Origin of the sequence: Streptomyces canus, from assembly GCF_041435015.1 — a bacterium.
Lineage (GTDB): Bacteria > Actinomycetota > Actinomycetes > Streptomycetales > Streptomycetaceae > Streptomyces > Streptomyces canus_G.
Map to the genome: position 1 here is coordinate 330,898 of NZ_CP107989.1, position 12,620 is coordinate 343,517.

Annotated in this window: 10 protein-coding genes; 4 read left to right on the top strand and 6 right to left on the bottom strand. The window is 70.6% G+C overall.

Annotation, left to right across the window (positions count from 1 at the left end; all coding sequences use genetic code 11):
* The first annotated feature begins 48 nt into the window (after positions 1-48).
* Genes OG841_RS01605 through OG841_RS01620 form a run of 4 tightly spaced genes read left to right on the top strand, consistent with a single transcriptional unit; the run spans position 49 to position 3,244 of the window.
* A complete protein-coding gene (locus tag OG841_RS01605) occupies positions 49-330 on the top strand; it encodes an FmdB family zinc ribbon protein (RefSeq protein WP_328643170.1) in 282 nt (93 codons plus the stop codon).
* 42 nt (positions 331-372) lie between these two features.
* Complete coding sequence (fmdA, locus tag OG841_RS01610; RefSeq protein ID WP_328643169.1) at positions 373-1,620, top strand: formamidase; 1,248 nt, start codon at positions 373-375, stop codon at positions 1,618-1,620.
* Positions 1,621-1,649: 29 nt separating this feature from the next.
* On the top strand, positions 1,650-2,684 hold the full coding sequence (locus OG841_RS01615) for an alpha/beta fold hydrolase (RefSeq protein WP_371562768.1): 1,035 nt from the start codon (positions 1,650-1,652) through the stop codon (positions 2,682-2,684).
* Positions 2,685-2,686: 2 nt separating this feature from the next.
* Positions 2,687-3,244 (top strand): DUF1097 domain-containing protein, encoded by a 558-nt coding sequence (locus tag OG841_RS01620; protein ID WP_328643167.1) that lies wholly within the window; start codon positions 2,687-2,689, stop codon positions 3,242-3,244.
* Between the two features lie 116 nt (positions 3,245-3,360).
* Here the strand turns inward: OG841_RS01620 and OG841_RS01625 are convergent, their stop codons facing one another.
* From OG841_RS01625 to OG841_RS01650, 6 genes are all read right to left on the bottom strand, one after another.
* A complete protein-coding gene (locus tag OG841_RS01625) occupies positions 3,361-3,558 on the bottom strand; it encodes a hypothetical protein (RefSeq protein ID WP_371562772.1) in 198 nt (65 codons plus the stop codon).
* A 76-nt stretch (positions 3,559-3,634) separates the two neighbouring features.
* Positions 3,635-6,409: a helix-turn-helix transcriptional regulator gene (locus tag OG841_RS01630; protein WP_371562775.1), complete on the bottom strand. Its 2,775-nt coding sequence runs from the start codon at positions 6,407-6,409 to the stop codon at positions 3,635-3,637.
* 91 nt (positions 6,410-6,500) lie between these two features.
* The gene (locus OG841_RS01635; RefSeq protein WP_371562778.1) at positions 6,501-9,239 is read right to left on the bottom strand and encodes an ATP-binding protein; all 2,739 of its coding nucleotides are present in this window, start codon (positions 9,237-9,239) and stop codon (positions 6,501-6,503) included.
* Positions 9,240-9,434: 195 nt separating this feature from the next.
* Positions 9,435-9,743 (bottom strand): WhiB family transcriptional regulator, encoded by a 309-nt coding sequence (locus OG841_RS01640; RefSeq protein WP_365115869.1) that lies wholly within the window; start codon positions 9,741-9,743, stop codon positions 9,435-9,437.
* Positions 9,740-11,173 (bottom strand): sugar porter family MFS transporter, encoded by a 1,434-nt coding sequence (locus tag OG841_RS01645; RefSeq protein WP_328643163.1) that lies wholly within the window; start codon positions 11,171-11,173, stop codon positions 9,740-9,742. Before OG841_RS01645 ends, OG841_RS01640 begins: the two co-directional genes overlap by 4 nt.
* A 143-nt stretch (positions 11,174-11,316) precedes the next feature.
* The gene (locus OG841_RS01650) at positions 11,317-12,306 is read right to left on the bottom strand and encodes an ROK family glucokinase (protein WP_371562782.1); all 990 of its coding nucleotides are present in this window, start codon (positions 12,304-12,306) and stop codon (positions 11,317-11,319) included.
* Positions 12,307-12,620 lie beyond the last annotated feature (314 nt).

Below are 12,620 nucleotides of genomic sequence, written 5' to 3' on the forward strand. Positions count from 1 at the left end.
TTCGGATAGAAATACTTTTTTCTCGAAGCTTTTGGAGGTTGACAGCTCATGGCCACCTATCAGTACCGCTGTGCGGACTGCGGCCCCTTCGACGTGATCCGGCCGATCGGCCGGGCTCTCACCGAGGAGCCGTGCGGGAGCTGCGCAGGCCCGTCCCGCCGGGTCTTCACCGCCCCGCTGCTCGCCCGCACCCCCACTCCCCTGGCCCGTGCGCTGCATGCCCAGGAGGCCGGCGCCCAGGAGCCGCGAGTCGTCACCGACGTACCCCCGGCCCGCCGCCGGCCGACCCCGCCGTCGGATCCCCGGCAGGCCGGGCTTCCCAAGCCCTGATCCCCGCACGCACCGCGAAGTACCGGATTACGGAGGCAGTCCATGCCCGAAGTCGTCTTCAGCGTCGACCAGGCCCTGTCCATGCGTGACCAGAAAGTGCCCGGCCACAATCGCTGGCACCCCGACATTCCGCCCGCCGTCACCGTGCGGCCCGGCTCGGAGTTCCGTATCGAGTGCCGGGACTGGACCGACAACCAGATCGGGAACAACGACTCCGCCAACGACGTCCGCGACGTCGACCTCACCCACGCGCACATGCTCAGCGGCCCCATCGCCGTGGAGGGCGCCGAACCCGGTGACCTGCTCGTCGTGGACATCCTCGACCTGGGCCCCGTGCCGCAGGCGGACGGCGAGGGCTCGGGCCAGGGCTGGGGCTACACCGGCGTCTTCGCCCGCGACAACGGCGGCGGATTCCTCACCGACCACTTCCCCGACTCCTACAAGGCCGTCTGGGACTTCCACGGCCAGCAGGCCACCTCCCGGCACATTCCCGGAGTCCGCTACACCGGGATCACCCATCCCGGCCTCTTCGGCACCGCACCCTCAGCCGAACTGCTGGCCCGCTGGAACGCCCGTGAGCAGGCCCTCATCGACACCGACCCGCACCGGGTGCCGGCCCTCGCGCTGCCGCCACTGGCCGACAACGCCCTGGCCGGCACGGCGAGCGGCGACGTCGGAAGGCGGATCGCCGCCGAGGGCGCCCGAACCGTCCCGGCCAGGGAGAACGGCGGCAACCACGACATCAAGAACTTCACCCGCGGCTCCCGGGTCTTCTACCCCGTCCTCGTCCCCGGTGCCCTGCTCTCCGGCGGCGACCTGCACTTCAGCCAGGGCGACGGCGAGATCACCTTCTGCGGCGCCATCGAGATGGGCGGCTTCATCGACCTGCACGTCGACCTCATCAAGGGCGGCATGGAGAAGTACGGCGTCACGACCAACCCGATCTTCATGCCCGGCAACGTCGCCCCGCAGTACACCGAGTTCATCTCGTTCGTCGGCATCTCCGTCGACCACGAGACCGACACCAACCACTACCTCGACGCGACCATGGCGTACCGCAACGCCTGCCTCAACGCCGTCGAGTACCTGAAGACCTTCGGCTACAGCGGCGAACAGGCCTATCTGCTGCTCGGCTCCGCCCCGATCGAGGGGCGCCTCAGCGGCGTCGTCGACATCCCGAACGCGTGCAGCACCCTCTACCTCCCCACGGCGATCTTCGACTTCGACATCCGGCCGAACGCCGAGGGCCCGAGAAAAGCCGACCGCGGCCAGTGCGCCGTCACCTCCTGAATCACCCGTACGTTCCGAAAGGCAGGCCCATGAGCGACCATCTCACCTTCCAGCTGGGCGACTTCACCACCCAGCACGGCGCCACCCTGCGCGGCGCGCACCTCGCCTACACCACGTACGGCGAACTCAACGCGGACAAGTCCAACGTGATCGTCTACCCCACGTGGTACTCCGGCCGCCACTGGGACAACGAATGGCTCATCGGCCCCGGCATGGCCCTCGACCCGGCCGAGTACTTCATCATCGTCCCGAACATGCTCGGCAACGGCCTGTCCACCTCGCCGAGCAACACACCGCCGCCGTACGACCGCGCCCGCTTCCCGCACATCGCCGTGTACGACCAGATCGAGGCCCAGCACAAGCTGGTCACCGAGGAATTCGGCATCGAAAAGATCCAGTTGGTGACCGGCTGGTCGATGGGCGCCGGGCAGACCTTCCAGTGGGCCGTCAGCCACCCGGAGATGGTCGAGCGGATCGCCCCGTTCTGCGGCTCCCCGCGCACCAGCGCCCACAACAAGGTCTTCCTGGAGGGCGTCAAGGCCGCACTGACCGCAGACGCGGTCTTCAACGGCGGCTGGTACGACGCGGACAAGTGGCCGACCACCGGACTGCGCGCGCTCGCCCGGGTGTACGCGGGGTGGGGGTTCTCGCAGGCGTTCTACTGGGAGAAGGAGTACGAGAAGCTCGGCTACACCTCCCTCGAGGACTTCCTGATCGGCTTCTGGGAGGGCTTCTTCCTCGACGGCCGCGACCCCAACAACCTGCTCGCCATGCTGTGGACCTGGCAGAACGGCGACGTCGGACTCACCCCCGGCTTCGACGGGGACACGGAGGCGGCGCTGGGCTCCATCAAGGCGACCACACTCGACATGCCCGCCGAGAAGGACCTCTACTTCCCGCCGGAGGACGAGGCATGGGCCGTCAGCCACATACCGGGCGCCGAACTCCGCGTCATCCCCGGCATCTGGGGCCACTTCGCCGGCGGCGGCAGCAGCCCCGAGGACACCGCGTTCATCGACACGGGCATCAGGGAACTGCTCGCCAAGCCGGGCGGGTTGGCGTAGCCATGAAGGGCAGACTGCCGCACGAGGTCAGCGCCTCGATCGTCGCCTTCGCCACGGTCCTCCTGCTTCTGAGCCCGCTCCACATGCCGACTTGGGCGATCTTCATCACCTGGGCGGGGACATTCCTCCAAGGCGGCCCGAGCATCGCCAACGCCATCTCCATGATCACCGCCACCACGACGGGCGCGGGGTTCGCGGTGGCGGCCGTGCTCCTCAACCGGGAAACGGGCACGATGTTCGGCACCGGGGAGCTCGCCCGGACCCTGGCGCTGGGCGTGGTGATCTTCTTCGTCAACGGCACCCTGCTGGCAACCGGCCGGCTGAAGCCGTTCGCTCTCATCCCGGGCATGTTCTTCGGCTTCGCGTCGACCTTCGCCACGTACTTCGGCGGATTCGGCTACGACGCGGGGAATCTGGGCGCCGCGTTCATCAGCGCCGCCGCGATGTGCGCCCTCGGCCCGCTCTGCGCCGTCCTGGGACTGCGCCTGATGTTCGCGCCGCCGCCCGCCCCTGAGCCGGAGCGGCACCTGACCGAGGAGGTGGCGCCATCGACCACTTAGCACCGGCCAGGGGTCCCCGGGCCTCACCATTCAAGGCGACCGCCCTTCCCACTCCGCCTCAGTTCCGCCCCGGACGGCCCTCCCCCGAGCCGTCCGGGGCTCTTGCCGCAGTCTGCTCACTCCGGGTCCGTGGTGCCCGTCGTTCCCGTGGTCGCGGAGGTCTCGCCGGCCCAGGACGGAGTATCGACGACGTCATCGTTGTCGGTGGGGTCGTTCTTGACGTCCCCCTCCTTCTGCCGCCTCTTCAGGGCGAGTTCCCTGGCCAACTTCTCGGAGTACAGCCTCATCTCGGCCTCTGTCCGGTGCTCGAACATTTTTGCCTCCCGCCGCTCACACAACCGTTTGAAGGGATGACCGGGCACCCGAAGCTTCTGTGACAGGTCTGGTCACTCAGGCCGATGTCGCCTCGTCGTCGAACTGGATGGCACGGATCTCCCGGCGGGAAGAGATGCTGAGCTTCGAGAACACCTTGCGGAGGTGCCACTCGACCGTGTGGCGGCTGAGGAACAGCTGGGCGCCGATCTCGGGGTTCGTGAGCCCTTTCCCGGCGAGTCGGGCGATCTGCGCCTCCTGCGGGGTGAGGGCCGTGGGCGTCGCGACCGTGTGACTGCGGACCTTGGCCCCCGTGGCCTGCAACTCGCCTCGCGCGCGTTCGGCGAACGCGTCCGCCCCGAACCGGCCGAACATCTCGTGGGCGATGTCCAGTTGGGCACGAGCGTCGACGCGGCGGTTCTCGCGGCGCAACCACTCCCCGTACAGCAGATGCACACGGGCGAGTTCCATGCGGACCCGGGTCCGGTCGAGCCGCTCGATCGCCTCACGGAAGAGCCGCTCCGCGGAGTCTCCCTCGCTGAGCAGCGCCCGCGAGCGCGCTTCCACGCCCAGCGCAAAGTCGGTGCCGCTGGCTCGCGTCGCCTCCGAGAGCTGTTCCAGCGCGTCGGCGGCCGACTCGGACGAGCCGCTCCGTACGGCCGCCTCGATCAGTTCGACCAGGCTCCATCGCGGCCAGGTGAACTCCCGCTGCTCGGCTGCTGCCTCCCGGGCCGCGGCCAGCGCCTGCGCGTACTGACCGAGGCCGTTGCAGAGCACCGCCTCGTACCAGCGTGTGACGGTGACTATGGATCCCTGGCCCCGCGGCACCGCCCCGACCCGGACCGCGTCGATCAACGTACGGGCCTCGCCCTCTCGACCACGCCAGACGGCCAGGCCGAGGGGGCCGAGACGTGGCGTGCTGCTGTTGCCGGTTGCCGCGCACACCGCCGCGGTCTCCTCGACCAGCGACTCGGCCGCCGCCAGTTCCCCGGCGATGAGGTGCAGGAACACGCGGGAGTCGAGTGCGTCGGGGAGAGCGCTGAGCGCTCCGGCCGCGCGGGTGACCGTCACATGACGCGTCGCGGCGGCGTGCCAGTGCTCGTCGTCCCACAGATCCGAGGCGATGAAGGACCCGAACCAGAGCCGACGCAGTTGCTCCTGTACGGAGAGTCGCTCGTCGCAGAGCGCTTCGAGTGCCCGCTCCATCATCGCCGCAGAGGCCTGGTAGCCGTCAGCGAGTCGCACCGTGAGGGCGTCCAGCACCATGTCGGACACCTGTGGCTGCCGTGCCGGCGGTGCCTCACGGGCGGCCTCGCCCACCTCCAGCAGTCCTGGGCCGCGCGCCAGGCTGCCGGCGAAAATCGCCGCCTCGATGGCGTCCAGGTAGGTCCCACGAGCGAGTGCGACATCGTCGAGCCGGCCGAACCGGCGAGCGGCGGCGAGCAGCAACTGCGGGGCCTCGCCGCCGCGGTTCTGGGCGAACGCGATCCCTGCGCGCAGCACCTCGATCCGCGCGCGGCCCAGTTCGTCGAGGGGTCCGGCCGCCGCCGTGGCGAGGAGAGTGGCAGCCGGCTCGAACGCCCCGGCATGGAGTTTGGCCTGTGCCGCGTCCACCGCGCGCTGCGCGCGTCGCCCGGGATTCTGTGTCAGCGCGGTCGCGCGCTGGAGGAACGCGGCGGCCTCGGCTATACCGCCGCGTGCGTGGGCCCGGCCCGCGGAGCGCTCCAGTTCGGCTGCCACCGTCTCGTCGGGGCCCGAGGCGGCCTCGCCCAGGTGCCAGGCCCGGCGGTCGGGGTCGAGCCGGGCATCGGTGGCGTCGGCCAGCGCTTTGTGCACGTCTCGGCGTTCACTCGGGTCCGCCGCTCGATAGGCCGCCGAGCGCACCAGCGGGTGCCGGAACCGCACCCGGGTGCCGAGTGTGATCAGGTCCGCCGCGCCTGCGTGCGACACGGCCGTGTCGGCGTCGATCCCGAGGTGCCCGGCCGCACGCCTCAGCAGCGTCACGTCGCCCAGCGGTTCCGCGGCGGCGACGAACAGCAGACGCCGGGTCTCGGACGGCAGCGCCTGAACACGGCGTAGAAACCCCTGCTCGATCTGGCTCGACAACGGCCGTGCGTCCGGACGCTCGAACCCTCCGGCCATCTCCGCCGCGGTCAACCCGCGCGGCAACTCGAGCAGGGCCAGCGGGTTGCCGTGTGACTCGGCGACGATGCGGTCGCGCACCCGTTCGTCCAGCGGACCGGTGACGACCGAGTCGAGCAGTGCCCGGGAGTCGCGCTCGGTCAGTCCCGTGAGGGACAGCTCGGGAAGGCTGCCGAGAGTATGGCCGGTAGTGGGTTCACGGACGGCGAAGACGAGCACAACCGATTCTGCGAGCAGTCGGCGGGCCACGAACTCCAACGTCAGCGCGGATGCCTTGTCCAGCCACTGTGCGTCGTCGACGACGCAGACCAGCGGCTGGTCACCTCCGGCGTCCGCGAGGAGACTCAGCGTGGCCAGACCCACGAGGAACCGGTCGGGCGCGGCGCCGGCGCGCAGACCGAAGGACGTGCCGAGCGCATCGCGCTGAGGCTCGGGCAGCTGGTCGAGCCCGGTGAGCAAAGGAGCGCAGAGCTGGTGCAGGCCGGCGTAGGAGAGTTCCATCTCGGACTGGACGCCGGCCGCTCTGATGGTGCGACATCCGGTGGCACGACCGAGGAGATGTCCCAGCAGCTCGGTCTTGCCGATCCCGGGCTCACCGCGCAGGACCAGGACCCCGCTGCGCCCGGCTCTGGCGCCTGCCACGAGATCGTCGAGAGCCTTGCATTCGTTCTCCCTGCCGAGGAGCCTGGCCCGTGAAACGCGCCTCGCCATGGCAGCTCCCTTGTCAGGAATGTTCGCTGGGTATGTTATCCGTCCGCTGATCGCCGCGCCCATGGTCGGTGCCTGTCCGGGCAGCGGCGTGTCAGCTGTCGTCGGCGCCTGACGAGTCGCTCCCCGGGTGTCCGTCCTGGAGTGCGGCGAGGGCGGCGGCGAGCTTGCCCCGGCTGGTGATGCCGAGGCGGGGATAGATGCGGTACAGGTGGGCTCCGACGGTGCGGTGTGAGATGAACAGGCGCTGGCCGATCTCCCGGTTGCTCAGTCCCCGCGACGCGAGCACCGCGATCTGCATCTCCTGGGCCGACAGCCGGTCGCTGGTGTTCGCGTGCCGCCGGCCGCTCGACTCGCCGGCGGCACGCAACTGCTCGCGAGCCATCTCGGCCCAGGGCCGCGCGCCGACCCGGTCGAACTCGTCGCGGGCGCTGCGCAACGGATTCCGGGCATCGACGTTGTGCCGTTGCCGTCGCAGTCGGCGGCCGTGGTGCAGATGCAGCCGGGCCCGCGCCAGGGCCCAGCTGGCGGGCAACGCGGTCAGGGCCGCGGTGTAGAGCTCTTCCGCCGTGTCGTCCGGGGCCAGCACCGCCTCGGTGTAGACGTGGGCCACCACCATCATTTCCGAGGGCAGTCGGGCGGCCAGCTCGGGGAGTCCCTCGAGTAGTTCCCGGGCCCGCTGCACGGTGCCCGCGGCCACTGCGGCGTCCGCCAGGTCGGGTGCGAGCAGCCAGCGGCTGACCGAGTGGTAGTGCGGGTCCGCCGGATCGAACGCGCGCGCGAGTGCGTCGTACGCCTCGGCCGCGCGGCCGTCGAAGAGCGCGAGCTGGCCCTCGACCTGCTGCGCCATGACGGCGGCGAAAGGCATGCCGGGGAACAACCGGTGGGCGCGCAGTTCGCCCAGCATCCGCTCCGCGTCCTCGGTCTCCCCGCGCAGCGCCGCCACCAGGCTCCCTGTCGCCTTCACCCCCAGCCAGACGATCCACTCCCCCGTCTCCTCGGCCAGCGCGAGTCCCTCGCCGGACTCCTCGCGGGCCTGATCGAGCTGACCGAGGTACACCCGCGGCCAACCGCCCGCAAGAGACCGCGCGAGCAGCCCGAGTCTGCCCTGCGACCGCCACGCCGAGGCAGCCAGTGACAGATAGCGGGCGGCGAGGGTGGCGTCGCCCAGGACCATCGCGCCGCTGCCGAGGAAATGCATGATCCGGCCGTCCAGGCGGTCCGGCCGGAGGCTGCCGAGCCGTGCGATCACCTCGGCGCCGTACCGAAAGGGTTCGGTGTACGCCCGTACCGTCAGCACGACGGGAGCGTCCGGATCGGGGTTCCATCGGTCCAGCTCGGCCGCGGCCAGCGTGCGCACCCGCGCGTCGCCGTCCTGGAAGAAGCAGCGGGCGGCCGCCCGCCACAGCAGGTTCTCGGCGACCTGCACGCCGCCCGCGTCGAACGCGCCGGCCGCTGTGGTCACCATGTCCTCGATCCGGCGGTGCGGCTCGTCGGGTTCGAACGCCGCCTTGTCGGAGACGACCATGAGGCGGGACCGCTCCAGGGGGCCGAGTTCGCTCATGTCGGCCCGGTCCAGCAACAGCTGGGTGTGCACCCGGTCGTTGATCTCGCTGGCCGACTCGACCGCCCGGACCAGGATTTCGGTCCTGCGGCGCGGGTCCTGGACGAGCTCGGCCGCCTGGCGCAGGGCCGGGACGGCGGAGGCCACCTTGCCCCGGGCCAGCGCGGTGTCGGCGAAACGTTCCAGCTGGGTGGCGAGTTCCTCGTCCGGGCCGAGTGTCGCGGCCGCCAGGTGGAGGAGCCGGCGCTCGGGGGTGTCGGCCATGGCCGCGGCGATGGCCCGGTGGGTGGCCAGCCGGTCGGCGACCGTGGCGCGGGTGTAGATCGCCGAGCGCATCAGCGGATGCCGGAACTGGAGGACACGGCCGACCAGACCGACGAGGCCCGCGTCGACCGCCTCCTGCACCGCGTCCACGGAAACCGCCGTGCCCGCCAGACGGCTCGACACCTCCAGCAGCCGGTTCAGTGGTGCGTTGGGTTCGGCGGCCAGGGCCAGGAGGAGCTTTCGGCACTCCGGGCTCGCCGAGTCCGTACGCGCGGCGAACGCGTCCTCCAGCCGCTGGGTCAGCGGCAGATCGTCCAGCTGCGGTGCGCTGTCCTGCACCGTCTTGGGCAGCTCGACCAGGGCCAGCGGGTTGCCCGCGGCGCGCTCCAGGATGAGGGCCCGCAGCGGCGCGGACAGGTCCGGTGCGCCCGCGTCGAGCAGTTCGGCGGAGGCAGACTGGCCGAGCGGTTGCAGATGCAGGTCCGGCTGCCCGCTGGGGGCGTAGGAGTCGGGAGCCCGGGACGCCGCCACGATCAGTACGGGAAGGTCGCGGGTGCGCCGGGCGACGAATCTGAGGACGTCCCGGCTCGACGCATCGATCCACTGCAGATCGTCGACGAGCAGCAGGAGCGGTTGCCGGTCGGCCTCGTCGGCGAGCAGCTCGAGCACAGCGAGCGCGACCCGGAAGATATGTGGCTCGGTCTCAGTGGCGCTGAAGGCGTCGACAAGCGCGGTGCGGTGCGGGGACGGCAGCTTCCCGATGCCGTCGGCGGCCGGTTGCAGCAGCAGCTGCAGGGCCGCGAACGGCAGCCACAGCTCGGTCTCCACGCCGGCTGCGCTCAACACCTTGAAACCGTCCTCGGTGCCCTCGGCGCCTACCGTGCGCAGCAGAGCCGACTTGCCGAGGCCGGCGGTGCCGTGGATCAACAGGGCACCGCCGCGGCCGTCCGCCGCGTCCGCCAGAAGCCCGCGCAGTTTTCGCAGCTCCGCGTCCCGGCCGATCATCGCGTGGGGGCTCTGTTCGGCCTGAGGAGGGCCCCGGCTGCTGTGCTGAGCATGTGCGGCTTCCTCCGTGCAGGGAGTCACGTCGCACCACATCCTAGCCGTGGGCCCCTTTACACCCTCGGTGCGATCGCACCATCGGTAGGACGACTCCGGTTTCGTCTGCGCCGCGGAGCCGAGGCCCGGATCCCAAGGCGGTCACCCGACGGAACCTGAACTCATGGCCGACGGCGGCCCGATGCGGATGAGCGTCTCCCGTGTCTCCTCGGTCAGACCTCCCCAGATCCCATACCGCTCCCGGTTGTCGAGCGCGTACCGGCGACACGGAATCCGCACGGGGCACCGATCGCAGATCATCAGCGCCCGTCGGACGGTCGCCAGGTCGTCCGGAGCGGGAAAGAAGGTCTTCATGTCGGCACCTCGGCACGCTGGGGCCGGCCACTCTCCCCCCGCCGGGCGGACGGGCAGGACACGGTTGTCCATCACGGGGGTACGAGGCGCTGTCATCCCATCTCCTCCAGCTTCTTGCCGTTGGTCTCGCGCACTCTGACGGCGACGAAGACGAAGGAGAGCACGGCGAAGCCCGCGTAGACGGCGTAGGTGGACGACAGGTTCCAGTCCGACATGCGGGGGAAGCTCTCGGTGACGGCCCAGTTGGCGATCCAGTTCGCGGCGGTCGCCACCGACATCGCGGCGGCGCGGATCCGCAGCGGGAACATCTCGCCGACCATCACCCAGAGCACCACACCCCAGGAGACCGCGAAGAAGAACACGAAGGCGTGGGCGGCGACCAGCGCCACGGCACCCTGGGCGTCCGGGATGGACAGTCTGCCGCCGCTGCCCGTCTTGTACGAGAAGGCCCAGGACGCGAAGGCCAGCGACACGGCCATGCCGGCCGATCCGGTCAGCGCGAGCGGTTTCCGGCCGACCCGGTCGATCAGCAGCATCGCCACGACGGTTCCGACGATGTTGACGATCGATGTGGACAGGCTGATCAGAAGGGAGTTGGCCTGGTCGATACCCACCGACTGCCACAGCAGCGACGAGTAGTAGAAGATGACGTTGATGCCGACGAGTTGCTGGAAGACGGCCAGCCCGATGCCGACCCACACGATCGGCAACAGTCCGAAGCGGCCGTCGAGCAGATCTCGTACCCGCGGCTTGTGATCGGTCTTGAGAGCGTGCTGGATCTCGGCGATCCGCTCCTCCGAGCCCGCGTACGTGCCCTGCAGCTCGCGCACCACGGCGAGGGCCTGGACCTCACGGCCCCTCGCGACGAGGAAGTGCGGCGACTCCGGGATGCGCAAGGTCAGGAACAGGTAGGCGAGCGCCGGTACGACCGCGGCCATGAGCATCCACTGCCAGGCATGCAGGGCACCCAGCGGGTTCTCGCTCTTGCCGTCGGCCCCTTGGGCGATGCCCCAGTTGACAAGCTGGGAGGCGGTGATGCCGAGCACGATGGCCGCCTGCTGGAACGAGGCCAGCCGCCCGCGGTGGTCGGGCGGCGCGACCTCGGCGATGTAGGTGGGCCCGATCAGCGAGGCGAGGCCGATCGCCATACCTCCGACGATGCGCCAGGCGCCCAGGTCCCAGACGGAGAAGGGCATGGACGAGCCGAGTGCGCTGATCGCGAAGAGGACCGCAGCGAGGTGCATCACGCGCCGACGGCCGATGCGGTCGGCGAGACGTCCGGCGACGGCCGCTCCGAAGGCGGAACCGAGCAGAGCGGAGGCGACGATGGTGCCCGTCTGGCTGGAGGTGACATCGAACCGGTGCTGGATTCCGGTGACGGCGCCGTTGATGACGGCACTGTCGTAGCCGAACAGGAAGCCGCCGGTCGACGCGGCCGCCGAGATGTAGGTGACGCGCCGTAGGTTGGTCGGGCGGAGCGCGGCCCTCGAGTGGGCCCGCCCCGCGGAAGAGGCGTTCGCGGTCATGGACAAGGACTCCTTCACAGGACCCGGTACGCACCGGCACAGGCGGGAGCTCCCGGCCAGGCGGGCGTACCCGTCGTAGCGGACGTGGATCGGATGGACGACTGCGCTGATGACCGGGCACCGGTCGGCGAGCATGTCGCCGCTCAGACGGCGGCCGCCGGGGCCGAGAGCAGTTCGTGCAGGCGGGCGAGGTTCGCCGCGCCGACAAGACCGGCGTCCGATCCCACGGTGGCGGTGCGGACCTCGGCGTAGACGCGGTGCTCGCCGCCGCCGAGGGCCCGACGGTAGGACATCTCGGCCGGACGTCTGATCAGCTCACCGGTGTCGCCGAGGCCACCGCCGATGACGAGGACGGACGGGTCGAGGATGGAGGCGAGGTCGGCGAGGGCCTGGCCCAGCCAGCGACCCGACCGCGCGAACACCTCGAGGGCGAAGGGGTCGCCGCTGAGGGCGGCCTCGGTCACATGGTGCCCGTCCAGGCCATCGGGGGTGCCGTCGCCCAGCGCGAGCACCACGGCGGCCCGTGCCGGATCGCCCATCGCCATCTCGCGGGCGCGGCGGGTGTGGGCCGCTCCGCTGGCGTACTGCTCCATACAGCCGTGCTGGCCGCAGGGGCAGGGGAGCCCGTCGGGGACCGTCCGGTAGTGGCCGATCTCGCCCGCCATGCCGAAGCGGCCGCGGAAGAGCCGGCCCCTGCTGATGATGCCACCGCCCAGGCCGGTGCCCGCCATGACCATCACCATGTCGTCGTGCCCGGCACCGGCTCCGTGGATGAACTCGCCCCAAGCGGCGGCGTTCGCGTCGTTCTCGACGACGACCGGAAGCCCGGTGGCCTCTTGGACGATCTCCCGGATCTCCTTGTCGTGCCAGCCCAGGTTGGGTGCGAAGCGCACCGTCGAGCGGTCCGCGTCCACGTATCCGGCTGCTCCGACGCCGACCGCCCGGACGTCGTCCCAGCCCGTGCGGACCCGCTGGACCGCCTCGGCGATCGCCCCGGCGATCCGGTCCGGGTCGTGCGGGGTGGGGACGCGCACCCGGGAGACGACCTCCCCGCCGGGGTCGACCGTCCCGGCGGCGATCTTCGTGCCGCCGAGATCGACACCGACGGTCAGACCGCCGTTCTGCTCGTTCATGCGGCACCGCCCCCGCCGTCGAACCGACGGTGCGCGTGCCGACGTCCGTGTCCGCCTGATCGCTGCGGACGGACGGGACCGTGAGACATGGTGTGGCTCCTGACGTTGTGATTACGTGTGAAGGAGGGGGGAAGTCGGCTCGTCACCAGCCGGAACAACGGGCATGGCGGCTTCGGCGCCCCCGGAGGCGGCCGTTCATCGCCGGTCCGCCTACCGGCTCAGCTTCCGTAATCCGGTGGCGAGTTGCATGAGTCATTCGACTGTGTCCGGCGTTGTCGCTCGCGGTGTCACACATTCGGGCCGTGCCTTGTCTT

Coding starts and splice junctions, on each gene's coding strand:
- fmdA (WP_328643169.1), top strand. CDS start 373: ATGCCCGAAGTCGTCTTCAGCGTCGACCAGGCCCTGTCCATGCGTGAC.
- OG841_RS01625 (WP_371562772.1), bottom strand. CDS start 3,558: ATGTTCGAGCACCGGACAGAGGCCGAGATGAGGCTGTACTCCGAGAAG.
- OG841_RS01620 (WP_328643167.1), top strand. CDS start 2,687: ATGAAGGGCAGACTGCCGCACGAGGTCAGCGCCTCGATCGTCGCCTTC.
- OG841_RS01605 (WP_328643170.1), top strand. CDS start 49: ATGGCCACCTATCAGTACCGCTGTGCGGACTGCGGCCCCTTCGACGTG.
- OG841_RS01645 (WP_328643163.1), bottom strand. CDS start 11,173: ATGACCGCGAACGCCTCTTCCGCGGGGCGGGCCCACTCGAGGGCCGCG.
- OG841_RS01630 (WP_371562775.1), bottom strand. CDS start 6,409: ATGGCGAGGCGCGTTTCACGGGCCAGGCTCCTCGGCAGGGAGAACGAA.
- OG841_RS01615 (WP_371562768.1), top strand. CDS start 1,650: ATGAGCGACCATCTCACCTTCCAGCTGGGCGACTTCACCACCCAGCAC.
- OG841_RS01635 (WP_371562778.1), bottom strand. CDS start 9,239: ATGATCGGCCGGGACGCGGAGCTGCGAAAACTGCGCGGGCTTCTGGCG.
- OG841_RS01650 (WP_371562782.1), bottom strand. CDS start 12,306: ATGAACGAGCAGAACGGCGGTCTGACCGTCGGTGTCGATCTCGGCGGC.
- OG841_RS01640 (WP_365115869.1), bottom strand. CDS start 9,743: ATGACAGCGCCTCGTACCCCCGTGATGGACAACCGTGTCCTGCCCGTC.